Below are 15459 nucleotides of genomic sequence, written 5' to 3' on the forward strand. Positions count from 1 at the left end.
CTGGTTTTAGGTGGTGCAGTATGAGCTACTGCTGCTCCTGGCGGGCGGCGATAACCATACGTTGGCACACGGTAAAGACGGAGCCCACGGCCAAGATCCACAGCGCAACCTCAATGGCATGCGGTACTCCTAGGCCTTCGAGGCCGATGCCGCCCAGGGCCAAAATAAGCCGCTCGGGACGCTCGATAAGGCCGCCGACCATCTTGAATCCGGACGCTTCTCCCCTAGCCTTGATATAGGAAATGACCTGGGAACATACCAAGGTGACAAAGCAGGCAATGACCGTGATGCGGGAAGAATCCGCAGAATAAATCAGCCACCATGCAATAGCACTGAACAATGCGCCATCGGTGATGCGATCACAGGACGCATCCAAGGTCGCACCAAAGGCAGTAGCCTTGCCGCTCAGGCGCGCCATGGTGCCGTCGAGCATGTCGAAAGCGGCGAAGAGACCGGACAGGACCGCAGCGAAAAAGAGGTGGCCGGTAGGAATAAGGATCACCGAAATCGCAATGGTGACGATGGTGCCCACAACCGTGACCACATTCGGGGTCAGGCCCAGCTTCAAAAAGGCCTTCGCTATAGGTTCCACCACCACGGCGGCGGGCTTTCGCCCATGCACGCTAAGCACGCGAATCCTCCTCTTCCATCTCGCGCCATCCTTCTGCCAGCACGCGGCGCGTATCCTGCAGAAGCTGCGGTAATACCTTAGTCCCATCGAGGACAGTCATAAAGTTACTATCCCCGGGCCACCTTGGCACCACATGCAGGTGCAGGTGATCTCCTACCGAGCCGCCCGAAGCGCGACCCAGGTTCAGGCCCACATTGATGGCTTCTGGGTGCGAAACCCGTTTGAGCACCCGGACGGCCTTTTGCGCGAAGGCCATCAACTCCTGAGATTCCTCTTGCGTGAGGTTCTCCAGCTGCGATTCCTTGCGATACGGCACAACCATGAGGTGCCCGGCGTTGTACGGAAACAGGTTCAGCAATGCATAGACGGACTTGCCTCGAGCAATGATGAGCCCGTCTTCGTCGCTCCCCTGTGGGGCTTCTACGAAGGGGTCTTTAGAACGCTTGGCAATATAGGCCATGCGATAAGGAGCCCATAACCGCTCTAGGCGGTCCGGCTCGCCAGCGCCTGAGTCAACGAAGGTCTCCTCCGCAGCTTGGTTTTCAGCGACGGCGGAGCTGTCGGTTTCGTGTGTCTCTTTAGCGTCGGGCACTGATGAGCTCTTCGGTCGGCTGCTCGTTGTTGCGCTCTGCTACCCATGCGGCGATGAGCTCCACAGCTTCCTTTACCGGCACACCATTGACCTGGGTGCCGTCGAGGAAGCGGAAGGACACGGCATCAGCTTCTACGTCGCGCGCGCCAGCCACCAGCATGAACGGAACCTTACCGGTGGTGTGGTTGCGAATCTTCTTCTGCATGCGGTCATCAGAGGTATCCACATCGGCGCGGATACCCTTCTGACGCAGCTGGGTGGCAACCTCTTCGAGGTGCGGGGAGAATTCGTCAGCCACCGGAATGCCCACCACTTGGTGCGGTGCTAGCCATGCTGGGAAGGCGCCGGCGTAGTGCTCCAGCAGGACGCCAAAGAATCGCTCGATGGAGCCGAAGAGCGCACGGTGAATCATGATTGGGCGCTTCTTAGTGCCGTCCGACGCGGTGTATTCCAGCTCGAAGCGCTCCGGCAGGTTGAAGTCCAACTGCACGGTAGACATCTGCCAGGTACGGCCGATGGCGTCGCGCGCCTGCACAGAAATCTTCGGGCCGTAGAAGGCTGCACCTGCGGGATCCGGAACCAGCTCCAAGCCGGACTTTTCTGCGACCGACTGCAGGATAGACGTAGAGCGCTCCCAGATCTCATCGGAACCGACGAACTTATTCGGGTCCTTGGTAGAAAGCTCCAGGTAGAAGTCAGACAGGCCGTAGTCCTTCAGCAAGGAAATGATGAAGTCGAGGACCTTGGTTAGCTCTTCTTCCAGCTGCTCTTCGGTGCAGTAGATGTGGGCATCGTCCTGGGTAAAGCCGCGGGCACGGGTCAGGCCGTGGACCACGCCAGACTTTTCGTAGCGGTAGACGGTACCGAACTCAAATAGACGAAGCGGGAGCTCGCGGTAGGAACGGCCACGGGATGCAAAAATCAGGTTGTGCATCGGGCAGTTCATGGGCTTGGCGTAGTAGTCCTGCGGCTCCTTGACGGTATTGCCCTCTTCGTCATACTCGCCATCGAGCTGCATCGGTGGGAACATACCGTCGGCGTAGAAGTCCAGGTGGCCAGACTTCTTGAATAGGTCACCCTTGGTGATATGCGGGGTATTAACAAAGGAGTACCCAGCCTGGACGTGGCGGTTGCGAGAGTGGTTTTCCATCTCCATGCGCACGGTCGCGCCATTCGGGTGGAATACCGGGAAGCCGGAGCCAATCTCATCCGGGAAGGAGAAGAGATCTAGTTCCTGACCCAGGCGGCGGTGGTCGCGCTTTTCAGCCTCTTCCACCATGGTCTGGTAGGCCTCCAGCGCCTCCTTGGACTCAAAAGCGGTGCCGTAAATGCGCTGCAGGCCAGCCTTGGACTGGTCGCCGCGCCAGTAGGCAGCAGAAGAACGGGTCAGGGTGAAAGCCGGGATGTACTTGGTGGTCGGTACGTGCGGTCCGCGGCAGAGATCGAACCACTCTACTTCCCCGGTGCGCGGGTTGATGTTGTCATAGTGGGTGAGATCGCCGGAACCGACTTCTGCGGCCTCGTCGGAGTCAGGGTCAACATTGCCCTTGTCCTGGACCAGCTCGAGCTTGAAGGGCTCCTCGGCGAGGGCCTTTTCCGCTTCCTCAGCAGATTCGTAGACGTGGCGCTCGAAACGCTGGCCGCCCTTGATGATCTTCTTCATGCGCTTTTCAATCGCCTTGAGATCTTCCGGCGTGAAAGGCTCGGCGGTCTGGAAATCGAAGTAGAAGCCATTCTCAATGGCCGGGCCGATGCCCAGCTTAGTGCCGGGGAATTCGGCCTGCACGGCCTGGGCCATAACGTGGCCACAGGAGTGGCGGATGACGGCGCGGCCGTCTTCCTCGCTGGCGGCAACCGGGGTAAAGGTGGACTCCGTGTCTGGGGTGTGCGACAAATCAAAGAGAGTGCCGTCCTCACCGCGAACGACTACGACAGCCTCAGGGCCCTTATTGGGAAGGTTGAGCTCTCGCATTGCTGCGCCCACGGCCTGGCCGGCGGGCACGGTGAAGGAATCGTAATTGACCGGTACTGCGGGGATGAGTTCCGCCATAATCGCGCTCCTTTATGCGCTCGTGCGTCGGCGGCATACCTGGCCGCGTCCGCTATTTAAATTTTCCGATAGCCATTCTACAACCCTGCATGCTCGCAGAGCGATTTTGCCCACCATGACTCGCGCCCGTCGGCATCGCGGGTGCCCGGCGGGCAGAAATACATAGCGGAGCCAATATGGGTCAGCCACTCGTTCAGCAGGTCCGATTTATCCAAACGGGCCTGGATAGGCTCGAATTGCTTGGTGGGATCTTGCTGATAGCAGATGAAAACCTGGCCAATATTGGAAAGCTGCCCGTCCTTGCCATCGGGAGCTAACTCATAGCTGTACGGGCGGCGCAGGATGCGCTGCTCTGGATGATCGGCCGGCGGGGCGGCAACGGCCATGTGCGAGTTTTTATCGATCACTGGCAGGCCGTAGTCATCCACCGCTTCAAAGTCCGCGGCGTCAAACTCTTCTTTACCGGTAAGCGGGGCACCATTGTCGAGCCTGCGCCCCACTGCATTCTCGCGAGAAGAGCGATCTAGTTTCTCCCAGGTATCCACGTTCATCCGGATGCGGCGCACCACCATCGCCGTTCCCCCTTTGGCCCACTGCGGGCCCTCATCGATCCAGACTTGCTCTGCGAAGTCTTCTTCGCTGCGCGGATTAACGGTGCCGTCCTTTTGTCCGAACATATTGCGCGCGGTGGCGCCCTTTTCCTGGCTGCCATAGGCGTTAATAAAGCCCTGCTGCAACCACTTCACGCTGGCATAGTGCTCACCGGCGCGCACCATGTGCCGCAGGGCGTAGGTATTCATCAGTGGGTCATCACAGCAGATCTGCAAGACGATATCGCTTTGTCCCCACTTAGGCTCCAGCGCATCGCGTTTAAAGGAACGCACATCTTTCAACCACTGGGGCTTGTCCACTCCGAGCAGGTTAAAAACCTCTTCGCCTAGACCGCAGGTGATAGTTAGGTTGGCGGGTTGCTGCACCATTTCCGGCTCTAGCGTGCCTAGCGGCGGCTCCCCGGTGCACAGCGCGCGGGCGTCCTCGGTCCACAATTTCATCAGGCTGGCAAACCCCCGCTTGTCGACGCCCCTTTTAAGGTCAAACCCCACCAGGTTCAGGTGCGCCTGCTCTGCAGTAGCAATGCCCGCCTGATGCTCGCCGTCGAAAGCCACGAGGGCGTCGGCAAGCGCAGGCTGCTCCTGGGCCTCAGCACCCGGGGAAGAACCCTGGTTATTGCAGCCTGCCAACGCGAAGGCGCTAGTCGATACCGCAGCGCCGGTGAGAAATCCCCTTCTGCTGAATCCAGACATAACTAGTGGTTGTGGCCTTCCATACCGTGGCCTGCCATATCGCCGTAGTCCTCATCGCCGGCAGGCATGCTGCGCGTTTGAATCTCGCCCAGATCGAGCTCTTCGCCGCCCTCTAGCTCCACTTTGAGGTCAAGGGATTCACCGGGAGCGATGTGGTTTTCCATCTCCATGAGCATGAAGTGGTCACCACCAGGTGCCAGCTCGTGGGACTCGCCAGCTTTAACTACCAATGGGCTCGACATTTCCTGCATCTTGCCATCGACAGTCTCATGCATCTGGTTCACTTTGGCATTGAGGCTGGTGGAAAATCCAGTGATGGTGATGTCCTTGTCGGAATGGTTGACCAGGGTGCCAAAGATGGCGGTCATGTCCTTGTCCTCATTGGCGCGCACGACAGCATCCTCAAAGGTCAGTTCCTTAGATTCCGCAGCGGAGGATGTTTCCCCTGTGCTAGTGGCAGCATCCGTCTTCGACTCGGTGGAATCATTTTGGTTTTGCGGTGAGCAACCCGCCAGGGCGAGGCCGGCCACAGTCAAGCCCACAAGGGCGATGCTAGAAATCTTGGACATTATTTTTCACCTTCCGAATCAATGCGACGAGACTTGGCAATAAATAGGGCAACTACTGCGGCAATTGCCAAAACGCCGCCCACACCCAGGATGATTTTCAGCGCGGTCGGTAGGCCCTCATCCCCATCCTGGGACGCCGAATCAGCTTCAGTCGCCTCGGTGCTCTCGGAGGAGTCACCCTTGACGGAAAATTCCACTCCCCCGCGGGTAGCGTGTCCGTCCGAAGACGTGATCTGGAAACCCACCTGGTAATTACCCGGCCCAGGGTGGACATCCGCAGGGGTTTCAATGGTGAGATCCCGCTCATTGAGCTTCGGTTCCTGGCTAAAGAGTTTCTCACCAGTATCCGCGTTGGTCACGGCAAAGGTATTGAAGTCTTCTTTGGGGATACCAGAAAACTCGAGGGTGATTTCCTTCGGAAACTCGTCGAGTTGGTCGCCGTCTTTGACCGAACCGCCAATAACGGAGTCGTGCGCGAAGGCGGCCGGCATCGACCCGCCCAGAACTAGTGCTGCAGTGCCGACTGCTGCCGCCGTGCGGCGCAGCCAAGGTACGCGGTAGCCCATAAATAGCTCCTTTTGTGTTGAAAATGCACAAGTTGAATTGTCAGACATACTAGCCGCGCGGTTTGCCGGAGCGGCAATCGCGATAAGCAGCGCGTCGAGTCATATGTCGGGCTGTAGTGCGCACAAGTTCCCCGCCTTGAATAAAAAGAGGCATTTATCACTATTTAAGGAATGCCAACTCAATGATTGGAGCTGGCTCCCTCAGCATTCCCCAGCACGCCTGCTTTCAAATGCAGGACCAGTCAGCATCAAGGCAGTGACTATCGAAACCGTACCTGCAACGATGAGAGCGCAGGGCCAAATCGCGTTACCGGAATTGCCACCGATATCCGCCTCCGATAGCCCCACAGCAAATAGTGCGCTTCCTACCAAGAGTGACAGGCAGCCTGAGGCACCCACCAGTAGCGGAACTAAAACATTGCGTGACATCGCTACCCCTTCCACTGTGGCTACTGCAACTAACAGCTGTTCACCCTGCGATCCTAGCTAGACATGCGAAAAGCCACCCTATTTCTAGGGCGGCTCACCTGAGCGGATGACGAGACTCGAACTCGCGACCCTCACCTTGGCAAGGTGATGCGCTACCAACTGCGCTACATCCGCATAACAAACCGGAGTTTGTTGCAGAGCCCCAAATAGGACTCTCGTGCGCGATACTGGGATTGAACCAGTGACCTCTTCCGTGTCAGGGAAGCGCTCTCCCACTGAGCTAATCGCGCTTAATGCCCGAAGGCATTAAGAAGTTGAGGTGGAAACGGGAATCGAACCCGTGTGCACGGTTTTGCAGACCGTTGCCTCACCACTCGGCCATTCCACCGTGGCGATACCGCCTCACACAATACAGTGCTGGAGCGGATGACGAGACTCGAACTCGCGACCCTCACCTTGGCAAGGTGATGCGCTACCAACTGCGCTACATCCGCATGCGAAACCAAGCCCGGTTTCTAGGACAAAGTCCTTGTGCGCGATACTGGGATTGAACCAGTGACCTCTTCCGTGTCAGGGAAGCGCTCTCCCACTGAGCTAATCGCGCGCTATTCATTTAGAATCACTCTTCACGGGTGAAACCCAAGAAAAGCGTGGAGCGGATGACGAGACTCGAACTCGCGACCCTCACCTTGGCAAGGTGATGCGCTACCAACTGCGCTACATCCGCATTGCCCCGCGAACTTTGTACCGTTGCGGTGCGAGAAGAAACATTATCGTGCTCCGCGCCAGTTTCCAAATCCCCAGCCCAGCGGCATTCTTTCCGGTACCGATTTTTCACATTTGGGCCATCCCAAAACACACTGGTGTGATTCTCCCAAGACACTGGACCGCAGGCCGCCTCCCCTTGATGCGCACTCCTGCCCAGCCAATTAGGTGTTTGAATTTGGTGCGGTGTAGATTTAGCCACCGCAAGGTCCTATAGCTCAGTGGGAGAGCGTTCCGTTCACACCGGAAAGGTCACTGGTTCAATCCCAGTTAGGACCACAATTTCCCGCCCACCGCTCCACTCCAAAGGGGCTTGGGCGGGTTTCTTTATATGCCTGTAAAGTGTCCCGACGTGTTGTGGATTCTCTTAGGCATTTTCGCCGGACTCGTTCTACCCGTTCAGACCCTGGTTAATACGCGCCTTCGCGCATCTACTGGCACGCCGTTTTCCTCGTCGCTCATCTCGTTTGCCGTGGGCACGTTGACGTTGCTTGTCATTGCAACAGCCGTCACCGGCGGCGAGTTTGGCATTTCCCGTGCCTTTGGGGAACCGCTGTGGGTTTGGTTCGGTGGCCTGCTCGGCGTGGTTGCGCTTACTGGAAATATCCTGTTGTTTCCTCATCTGGGCGCGGTCCAGACCGTAGTCCTTCCCATCGCGGGCCAAATCATGATGGGCCTTGTCATCGATCACTTTGGGCTGTTTGACTCCCCCACTTCCCCACTGTCCCTGATTCGCACTCTAGGGGCACTAGTTGTTCTCGGTGGAGTGATTTCTATTGTCGCCAGCCCCGGCGCGCCAACGAAGCAAGAAGACAGCGCTATGGCGTTGTGGCTGTGGCGCCTCGCAGGCTTTGTCTTTGGTTGCTTTACCGCAAGCCAATCCGCCATTAACGGCCACCTGGGCCAGATTACCGGGTCGCCCGTTAGTGCGGCTTTGGTGTCTTTTAGCATTGGCGTTTCCGCGCTCGTAATGCTCAATATTGTTTTGCGCTGGCGCCCTCGCATTGAGCGTCCCGAGGGAAAGGCTAACCCGTGGTGGATGTGGGCAGGCGGCGCCTTGGGAGCCTTGTTTGTCTTTGGCAACGCGGCCTTAGTACCGCAGATTGGCACTGGGCTTACTGTGGTGGCAACCCTTCTTGGTTCCATGTTGGGCTCCGTGCTCATTGATCGGATGCGGGGTGCCCGCGTCGCCATGCGCCAGGTAGCCGGCATTGCAGTGATCTTGGTTGGCGTAATACTCATCCGCCTGGTGTAAGCCCCTCTCCTGTAGCTATGCCCGGTACTTTGCCGTGCTGGGTATCTGGTGCCTTGACTAGGCTGGGAAGGCATGGATATCTCTTCGCTATTGGGCCCCGATTCCGGTGATGTATTCACCGTCCGCACGAATATGGTCAGCACGCTAACAGGATCGGCAACCATGAACCATGTATCCGAAGACATGGGAAATGACACTGATGGGCAGCTTTTTGCTGCGCTACGTAATTGGGCAGACGTCGTGCTGGTGGGCGCGCAAACGGTGCGCGCGGAGGACTACTCCGGAGTACAACCTAACGGGGATGGTTCGCGGCCGGCTCCTATTGCCGTGCCTTCCCGCAGCCTTGATTTCGATATCACCGCGGACTTCTTCACAGACTTCACTACCCCTCCCATCATCCTGATCCCCCATAGCAGCCGGGACAATCAAGAGCTTATAAAGCGCATCGCGACCATCGAATCCACAGGCGCGGAAGTCTGCGATGCTGGCGAAGGAACCGTGCAGGACTACATATCCGTTTTAAAGGACCGCGGGTTTAAGCGCGTGCTCTGCGAGGGCGGGCCAGGAATGATTGGGCAGCTGGTAGACATCGATGCCATCGACCAGATGTATTTGACGCTGGACCCACATCTATCCACTGGTGTGGAAACTCCCATGGCAACCTTTAAGGGCGAGCATTCCCATCGCCGCATGCAGTTAGAAAATGTGGCGGACGATAAGGATGGCACGGTGTTTCTGCGGTATTCCCGCGCCCGCTAGGCCGTAGACTAAGGGGCCGTGAATTCCCGAATCAATGTCGCCGCCTGGCCCGTGGCCATCCTGCTTGTTGTGCATCGCGTGTTCATCATCGCGCGCAATGGCACGCCGACGGATGATTTCACCACCGTGTATAACGCTGTGGCACGCATGTCCACTGGCCAGCCGGTCTACGAGCAGGCTTATAACCACGTGGACCCGCTGTACCTGTATACCCCGGGAGCCACGTTGCTGCTCGCACCGCTAGCTCATATTGATTTTTCGCTAGCACGGGGACTATTCATCATCGCCAACGCGGCTGCAATCGTGGCAGCGCTAGCGGTGCTCACCCTTACGGTGGGCCGCACACTTACTTCGGCAGTGTGGCCAGTATCTATCGCTTTGGCCTTTGTCACGGAATCGGTGACCAATACACTCGCATTTACCAATATCAACGGCATTCTCTTGCTATGCATGACCGTGTTCTTGTGGGCTTTCGTGCGCGCCGAGCGCACCCCATGGCTGGGCTGGGTGGCGGGCGTGGTCATTGGCTTGGCCATCGTCATTAAGCCACAGTTTGCGCCGTTGCTCTTCCTGCCCTTGGTCAAGCTGCAATGGCGCAGTCTCGCGACTGGCATTGGCGTACCGGTCGTTCTCAACCTCCTAGCGTGGCCGCTCGTGCCGGGCGCTAGCGGCTTTGTGGATAACCTCCTGCCCTACCTCTCAGAACCCCGTGACTATGCCAATTCTTCCTGGGCAGGCTTCCACGCCTACGTTGACTTTGGTGCGGGGCTGTATTGGACCGTGTGGTTGATTTTTGCCGCGCTTTCGGCCGCAGCGATTCTCGGGCTTTTGCGCTGGCGCAACTCCGACCCGACCTTGTGGGCACTAACGACCAGCGGGGCGATCATGGTGGGTATCTTCTTCCTGTCTTCCCTTGGCCAGCAGTATTACTCCATGTGGCTATTCCCATTGATGTTTACCGTGGTGCTCAAGCGTTCGGTTTTCCATTCTGCGGGTGCGTGGTTTGCGGCCTTTCTCTATTTGGCTCCCGTTTCCTGGGCGTCTACAGCGCACCCGGATGCTGGTCGGTGGATGAATTTTTTCACGGCCACGGCGGGATGGGCGCTGCTTATCGTCGCAATTTTCGCTACGGTCGCCGGCTGGTGGCGTGCCGCACGCAGCACGGTTTAGACTCGGCCCATGACCGATTTCAAGCTCATTGCCGATACTGAATGGCGCCAGCGCTTAAGCCCCGAGGAATACTACGTCCTGCGCGAAGCCGGCACCGAGCCGCCCCACGTAGGCGAGTACACCAATACCACCACCGAGGGGGTCTATTCTTGCCGCGCGTGTGGAACGGAGCTTTTCCGCTCTACGGAAAAGTTTGAGTCCCATTGTGGCTGGCCATCTTTCTTCTCCCCGCTTGCCGGAGACAAGATCATCGAGCGCGAAGACAACTCCCTAGGCATGCGCCGCGTAGAGGTTCTGTGCGCCAACTGCGAGTCTCACCTAGGGCACGTCTTTGAGGGCGAGGGCTACGACACCCCCACTGACTTGCGCTATTGCATCAACTCCATCTGCTTGGACCTGGAGGAAAAGCCGGTAGAAGGAGGCACCGCCTAAGGTGCCATGCACAAGAAAGCGCGCCCCGTCAGCAGCCTAACGTGCAGGCTAGTGACGGAGCGCGGCTAAGGGGGGACGTCGCCAAGCAGGGCTACTGCTGGGCGGCGTTACTTTTAGGGCAGAACTGCGATGAGCTCTGCGACGTCCTTGACGCGGCGACCGGTGTGGAAAGGAATCTCCTCGCGCACGTGGTGGCGGGCTTCGGTGTAGCGCATCAGGTACATCAGGTCGACGATGCGGTGGAGCTCATCCGCCTCGAAGGCCAAAATCCACTCATAGTCACCCAGGGCAAAGGCTGGGACGGTATTTGCACGCACATCGGGGTAGTCGCGCGCCTGCATACCGTGCTCCATGAGGATGCGGCGGCGCTTTTCATCCTCCATGGTGTACCAGTCATAAGAGCGCACAAAGGGGTAAACCGAGATCCACTCCTTGGGCTCCTCACCCATGATGAAGGAGGGCAGGTGGGACTTATTGAACTCTGCTGGACGGTGCAAGGCATTGCCCACCCAGGTCACTTCGCTTACCTGGCCCAGGGTGGTCTCGCGGCGGAAGTCCCCGAAGACCTTTTGTAGGTCAGAGAATTCCTCGGCGTGCCACCAGATCATGAAGTCGGCGGAATCGCGCATAGCCGTGAGGTCGTAAATGCCGCGCACGGTTACCTTTCCGGCTTTTTCCACGCCGGCAAAGAACTCCTGCGCTTGGGCGATGATCTCCGCTCGCTCGGTGCCGAGCGAGCCCGGAATCACCTTAAAAACTGCGTGCTGGGAATATTGCTGAACCGCGTTGAGTTCCTTGTAGTCAAGCTTCGCCATTGCGTTCTCCTTTGCAGAAGCCTTTGGGTTAACGAACATATCCATCATAAGTTGGATATGAAACCTTGTCACTTCTCGGCCATAAGGAGGACGACACGCCTCCGCATCGGCGCGCCTCCCCCAGCTAGAGGACGCGAAACTATAGCTTGAACGTCGTGAGCAATTCCGAATCGACCACCCCACGCAGCGCCGAGGCCTCCGCCCCCACCCCTTTGCACGGGCAGGCGGAAAGCCACGAGCCAGCTACCCCCGCCGCTTTCACCCAAGCAGTGGAGTCCATGCACGCGGCCGACCTGCGCCCTGAGATCACCCTAGGTTCCATTCGCCCACCGCAACGCCTTGCGCCGTTTAGCCACGCAATCGGCCTCGAAGTGGGAAACGAAGACGACCCAGATATCGTGCCCACCGATGCAGAGGGCGACGCCTTTGGCCGCCTCATCCTGCTCCACGATCCGGGCGCTGAGGAAGCTTGGGAGGGCGCCATGCGCCTTGTGGCCTATATCCAGGCGGATATGGACGACGCCGTCGCCGGCGACCCGCTCTTGCCCGATGTGGCGTGGCAATGGCTCAATGAAGGCCTGGAAAAGGAAGGGGCCGACCACACCAATTTGGGCGGCACCGTCACTTCCACCGCATCCGTGCGTTTTGGCGAGATTGGCGGGCCACCGCGCGCCTACCAGATCGAAATGCGCGCTTCGTGGACTGCTGCAGGCCTCGATCTCGCACCCCACGTGCAGGCCTTTGCCCAGGTATTGGCCAACGTTGCCGGACTACCCCCTGAGGGCGTCACCGAGCTCGGCCGCTAATATGCCAGAATTGCGCAGCCGGCCGCTCGAGGGCATCCCGCCGGTTCTTGCCACCCCGGAGGAATTCACCGCTGCCGCAGCCCGCCTCGCCGCAGGTACGGGCCCCTTTGCCATCGATACCGAGCGCGCCTCCGGCTATCGCTACGATGATCGCGCCTTCGTGGTGCAAATTCGCCGCCGCGGCGCGGGCACGATGCTTTTTGCCCCTGAGGGCCACCGCGAGGAGCTTACGGCCGCCCTTGCCCCAGTGCTCAATGGCACGGAGTGGATTATTCACGCCGCCCATTCGGATTTGCCTTGTCTCGGGTGGCTCGGTCTCTTTCCCGGCTCCATCTTTGACACGGAACTGGCGGCACGGCTCGCGGGTTTTGAACGGCCCAATCTGGGCACTATGGTCGCAGAGCTTTTTGACGTCGAATTGGAAAAGGGCTACGGCGACGCCGACTGGTCCACCCCGCAGCTTAGCGAGGAGCTCAAGGCCTACGCCGCGCTCGATGTGGAACTGCTCCTCGAGCTAGCCGACGCCCTGCGTGACATTTTGGCCGAACAAGACAAGATGGACTGGGCGCTGGAGGAATTTTCCGCCATAGTCCAGGAACATTCCGGAGACTTCGCTCCCCAGCCGCATACGTGGCGCGATTTGAAGGGCATCTCCAGTTTGCGCAGCGGCAGTCAGCTCGCTGCTGCTCGAGAGCTGTGGTTTAAGCGCGACGCTATCGCTCGGCGCACGGACACTGCACCCGGGCGGGTATTAGCGAATAAGACGCTGGTAGAAATTGCGCGCACCCTTCCCACCACCGCCGGCGAGCTTGCCCGTGTCAAGGGATTTCCCCGCCGGCGCAAGGGCGCGACCGCCCAATGGATGGCTGTGCTTCACCAGGCGCGCGCCGTTCCCCCGCAGCAGCGGCCTCGCGTCCATCGCGCCCCACAACCGGTTCCTTCCAAGACCGTCTGGACCAAGGACTATCCAGACCTATGGGAGGTATACCAAACTATCCGCGCGGACATCGCCGATCTCGCTACTGAACTCGGCATGCCATCCGAGCTTCTTATCCGCCCTGCCACTGTGCGTGCAGCGGTATGGGCGAAGGTAGGTGTGCGCGCCAATAAGCGCCACCGCGGACCTGATTCTGTCGCCGGCGCCATCCGGCAGCCTGGCGACGTCGCTGCCTTCCTCCGCACGGAGGGCGCGCGCGAATGGCAAATAGAAATGACCGCCCCGATTATCGTGGACGGTCTTTTCTAGGAATATTTAGCAGGCTAGGATTAGTCCTCTTCTCCTCGCGCATTAACATCAGCGGTGAGGTTTTCTAGCCACTCGCTTATCGACGCCGCCATAAGCTCAGGCGTCAACCCGAACTCTTCCAAAACCTCGCCGCGGGAGCCATGTTTAGGGAAGTAACCCGGAACGCCGAGTCGGCGCACAGGAGTATCGACCTCGGCTGCGCTGAGGGCCTCCGAAATCATAGAGCCAATACCGCCGCGGACAAGGCCGTCTTCTGCCGTAACCACCAAGTCGTGGTCAGCGGCGAGAGCCACCACAGAGCTTGCCACCGGCGCTACCCAACGCGGGTCAATAACGGTAACGTTCACGCCCTGCTCCCCCAGCTGCTTCGCAGCCTCGATGCTGCGCGCGGACATGGCACCGATGGACACGATGAGCACCTCTGGGGTGTCCTCGCCGGCATCAGCTTCGCCATAGTGCAGGATGTCTACGCCATCGCCCAACGTATCCACCGCTTCCATATCCGGCAGCAGGTTGCCCTTAGGGAAGCGAACCACGGACGGGCCAGATTCAATCTCTAGCGACTCGCGGAAGAGCTCCCGCAGGCGCGCGCCATCGCGCGGTGCGGCAATATGCATTCCCGGCACAATGCTCATGAGCGCCATATCCCACACGCCATTGTGCGAAGCGCCATCGGAACCGGTAACTCCGGAGCGGTCAAGCACGATGGTTACCGGCAGCTTTAGCAGCGCAATATCCATAATGACCTGATCCACGGCGCGGTTTAAGAAAGTGGAATACACCGCCACGACGGGGTGCATCCCGCCGAGCGCCAAACCAGAGGCGGAGGTCATTGCGTGCTGCTCGGCAATTCCCACATCAAAGAACCGCTCTGGGAAGCGCTCTTGGAAGGGAGCCAGCCCAGTAGGACCGGCCATGGCAGCGGTAATGGCCACGATGTCATCGCGCTTTTCGGCAGCGGCCACTAGCTCTTCGGAAAAGGCAGCCGTCCAACCAGGTTGCTTGGTGCCCTTAGCCACGCCGGTGACCGGATCGATAGCACCGGTGGAGTGCATCTGGTCCTTCGGCTCATTGACAGCCGGGGCAAAACCGTGGCCCTTTTCTGTTACCACGTGCACGATGATGGGCCCGTCATAATCGCGGGCATAAGTCAGGGCATGTACCAAGCTATCGATATCGTGGCCATTGATGGGGCCGATGTACTTCATGCCCAGTTCCGGGAACATCTCGGTAGGCAAGACGGTGGACTTGACGCCTTCCTTCATGGCGTGCAAAGCATCAAAGGCACGCTCGCCTACCCATCCCATTTGCTTCAGGCGGCGCTTACCCTGTTCCATGAGCTCGTCATAACCGTGCTGAGAGCGGATGCGGCCGAGGTTTTCGGAAATGCCACCGATGGTGGGCGAATAGCTACGGCCGTTGTCATTGACCACGATAACCGCATTGCGGTCCTTGTCCTCAGAGATATTGTTTAACGCCTCCCAGCACATGCCGCCGGTGAGGGCGCCATCGCCGACAACACCGATGACATTGCGGTGACCGTCGCCGCGAATCTTGAAGGCCTTAGACAAGCCATCAACCGTAGACAGCGACGCCGAAGCGTGGGAGGACTCGGTCCAGTCATGCTCGGACTCGCCGCGGTCCGTATACCCCGAAAGGCCGTCCTTTTGCCGCAAGGTATCGAATTGATCCGTGCGCCCAGTCAGCATCTTATGCACATAGGACTGGTGCGAAGTGTCAAAAATAATGGGCTCACGCGGAGAGTCAAATACACGGTGCAACGCAATGGTCAATTCCACCACGCCCAAGTTAGGCCCCAGATGTCCGCCCGTGACGGAGACCTTGTCAATGAGGCGCTGCCTAATCTCTGCCGCCAGCTCCTCAAGCTTGTCTGCAGACAGCGCCTTGAGGTCCTGCGGCGAGTTAATGGTATCCAAGATAGTCATGGAGCGGCCTTCAACTCCTTCTGTGCTTAGTTCTTCTTTTCTACCGTACCCGCGGCGGGCGGTGAATATTATATCGGTCAATGTTCCGAGAACGGCGCGGCAACGTTCAACACCCCGCCTCGAA

Annotated in this window: 14 protein-coding genes and 7 tRNA genes; 7 read left to right on the forward strand and 14 right to left on the reverse strand. The window is 58.8% G+C overall.

Annotation, left to right across the window (positions count from 1 at the left end; genetic code table 11):
- Positions 1-25 precede the first annotated feature (25 nt).
- The 12 genes from pgsA to CORTU0001_RS07120 all read right to left on the reverse strand — a co-directional run bounded on the left by pgsA (position 26) and on the right by CORTU0001_RS07120 (position 6868).
- Entirely contained in the window at positions 26-631 is a 606-nt protein-coding gene (gene pgsA / locus CORTU0001_RS07065; RefSeq protein ID WP_005325002.1) for a phosphatidylinositol phosphate synthase, read from the reverse strand.
- The gene (locus CORTU0001_RS07070) at positions 624-1223 is read right to left on the reverse strand and encodes an HIT family protein (RefSeq protein WP_034668426.1); all 600 of its coding nucleotides are present in this window, start codon (positions 1221-1223) and stop codon (positions 624-626) included. Before CORTU0001_RS07070 ends, pgsA begins: the two co-directional genes overlap by 8 nt.
- Positions 1210-3273, reverse strand: coding sequence for a threonine--tRNA ligase (thrS, locus tag CORTU0001_RS07075; RefSeq protein WP_005328537.1), 2064 nt, complete (start codon positions 3271-3273; stop codon positions 1210-1212). The genes CORTU0001_RS07070 and thrS overlap by 14 nt, the downstream gene beginning before the upstream one ends.
- Before the next feature lie 77 nt (positions 3274-3350).
- A complete protein-coding gene (locus CORTU0001_RS07080) occupies positions 3351-4577 on the reverse strand; it encodes a Dyp-type peroxidase (protein WP_005328538.1) in 1227 nt (408 codons plus the stop codon).
- Positions 4578-4579: 2 nt separating this feature from the next.
- Positions 4580-5146, reverse strand: coding sequence for a copper chaperone PCu(A)C (locus CORTU0001_RS07085; protein WP_005328539.1), 567 nt, complete (start codon positions 5144-5146; stop codon positions 4580-4582).
- Positions 5146-5712 (reverse strand): copper resistance CopC family protein, encoded by a 567-nt coding sequence (locus CORTU0001_RS07090; protein WP_005328541.1) that lies wholly within the window; start codon positions 5710-5712, stop codon positions 5146-5148. Before CORTU0001_RS07090 ends, CORTU0001_RS07085 begins: the two co-directional genes overlap by 1 nt.
- 530 nt (positions 5713-6242) lie before the next feature.
- Positions 6243-6315: transfer RNA gene (locus tag CORTU0001_RS07095), tRNA-Gly, on the reverse strand.
- A gap of 44 nt (positions 6316-6359) precedes the next feature.
- A tRNA-Val gene (locus tag CORTU0001_RS07100) sits at positions 6360-6431 on the reverse strand.
- Between the two features lie 27 nt (positions 6432-6458).
- Positions 6459-6529: transfer RNA gene (locus tag CORTU0001_RS07105), tRNA-Cys, on the reverse strand.
- 30 nt (positions 6530-6559) lie between these two features.
- Positions 6560-6635, reverse strand: a tRNA-Gly gene (locus CORTU0001_RS07110).
- A gap of 38 nt (positions 6636-6673) precedes the next feature.
- Positions 6674-6745, reverse strand: a tRNA-Val gene (locus CORTU0001_RS07115).
- A gap of 47 nt (positions 6746-6792) precedes the next feature.
- Positions 6793-6868: transfer RNA gene (locus tag CORTU0001_RS07120), tRNA-Gly, on the reverse strand.
- Positions 6869-7113: 245 nt separating this feature from the next.
- On the opposite strand from CORTU0001_RS07120, the gene CORTU0001_RS07125 reads away from it, so the two are divergent.
- The 5 genes from CORTU0001_RS07125 (at position 7114) to msrB (ending at position 10522) form a co-directional block, all read left to right on the forward strand.
- A tRNA-Val gene (locus tag CORTU0001_RS07125) sits at positions 7114-7185 on the forward strand.
- A 73-nt stretch (positions 7186-7258) separates the two neighbouring features.
- Entirely contained in the window at positions 7259-8161 is a 903-nt protein-coding gene (locus tag CORTU0001_RS07130) for a DMT family transporter (RefSeq protein ID WP_005328543.1), read from the forward strand.
- Positions 8162-8233: 72 nt separating this feature from the next.
- Positions 8234-8920, forward strand: a complete 687-nt coding sequence (locus tag CORTU0001_RS07135) for a pyrimidine reductase family protein (RefSeq protein WP_005328546.1) — start codon at positions 8234-8236, stop codon at positions 8918-8920.
- Between the two features lie 18 nt (positions 8921-8938).
- The gene (locus tag CORTU0001_RS07140) at positions 8939-10090 is read left to right on the forward strand and encodes a glycosyltransferase family 87 protein (RefSeq protein WP_005328548.1); all 1152 of its coding nucleotides are present in this window, start codon (positions 8939-8941) and stop codon (positions 10088-10090) included.
- A gap of 9 nt (positions 10091-10099) precedes the next feature.
- Entirely contained in the window at positions 10100-10522 is a 423-nt protein-coding gene (msrB, locus tag CORTU0001_RS07145) for a peptide-methionine (R)-S-oxide reductase MsrB (RefSeq protein ID WP_005328550.1), read from the forward strand.
- A gap of 113 nt (positions 10523-10635) precedes the next feature.
- Here the strand turns inward: msrB and hemQ are convergent, their stop codons facing one another.
- Entirely contained in the window at positions 10636-11337 is a 702-nt protein-coding gene (hemQ, locus tag CORTU0001_RS07150; RefSeq protein ID WP_034668512.1) for a hydrogen peroxide-dependent heme synthase, read from the reverse strand.
- 146 nt (positions 11338-11483) lie between these two features.
- On the opposite strand from hemQ, the gene CORTU0001_RS07155 reads away from it, so the two are divergent.
- Positions 11484-12143 (forward strand): DUF3000 domain-containing protein, encoded by a 660-nt coding sequence (locus tag CORTU0001_RS07155; RefSeq protein WP_005328552.1) that lies wholly within the window; start codon positions 11484-11486, stop codon positions 12141-12143.
- A gap of 1 nt (position 12144) precedes the next feature.
- Positions 12145-13389 carry an HRDC domain-containing protein gene (locus CORTU0001_RS07160; RefSeq protein ID WP_005328553.1) on the forward strand — a complete coding sequence of 415 codons (1245 nt, stop codon included), beginning with the start codon at positions 12145-12147 and terminating at the stop codon, positions 13387-13389.
- 20 nt (positions 13390-13409) lie between these two features.
- Here CORTU0001_RS07160 and dxs read toward each other — a convergent pair whose 3' ends face one another.
- Complete coding sequence (dxs, locus tag CORTU0001_RS07165; protein ID WP_034668428.1) at positions 13410-15335, reverse strand: 1-deoxy-D-xylulose-5-phosphate synthase; 1926 nt, start codon at positions 15333-15335, stop codon at positions 13410-13412.
- Positions 15336-15459: the final 124 nt, after the last annotated feature.

It is taken from the genome of Corynebacterium tuberculostearicum SK141 (genome assembly GCF_000175635.1).
Lineage (GTDB): Bacteria > Actinomycetota > Actinomycetes > Mycobacteriales > Mycobacteriaceae > Corynebacterium > Corynebacterium tuberculostearicum_C.

Excerpts from the sequence above, each read along its gene's own strand:
- thrS (WP_005328537.1), bottom strand. The coding sequence starts at position 3,273 with ATGGCGGAACTCATCCCCGCAGTACCGGTCAATTACGATTCCTTCACC.
- CORTU0001_RS07080 (WP_005328538.1), bottom strand. The coding sequence starts at position 4,577 with ATGTCTGGATTCAGCAGAAGGGGATTTCTCACCGGCGCTGCGGTATCG.
- CORTU0001_RS07085 (WP_005328539.1), bottom strand. The coding sequence starts at position 5,146 with ATGTCCAAGATTTCTAGCATCGCCCTTGTGGGCTTGACTGTGGCCGGC.
- CORTU0001_RS07090 (WP_005328541.1), bottom strand. The coding sequence starts at position 5,712 with ATGGGCTACCGCGTACCTTGGCTGCGCCGCACGGCGGCAGCAGTCGGC.
- CORTU0001_RS07135 (WP_005328546.1), top strand. The coding sequence starts at position 8,234 with ATGGATATCTCTTCGCTATTGGGCCCCGATTCCGGTGATGTATTCACC.
- msrB (WP_005328550.1), top strand. The coding sequence starts at position 10,100 with ATGACCGATTTCAAGCTCATTGCCGATACTGAATGGCGCCAGCGCTTA.
- hemQ (WP_034668512.1), bottom strand. The coding sequence starts at position 11,337 with ATGGCGAAGCTTGACTACAAGGAACTCAACGCGGTTCAGCAATATTCC.
- CORTU0001_RS07160 (WP_005328553.1), top strand. The coding sequence starts at position 12,145 with ATGCCAGAATTGCGCAGCCGGCCGCTCGAGGGCATCCCGCCGGTTCTT.
- dxs (WP_034668428.1), bottom strand. The coding sequence starts at position 15,335 with ATGACTATCTTGGATACCATTAACTCGCCGCAGGACCTCAAGGCGCTG.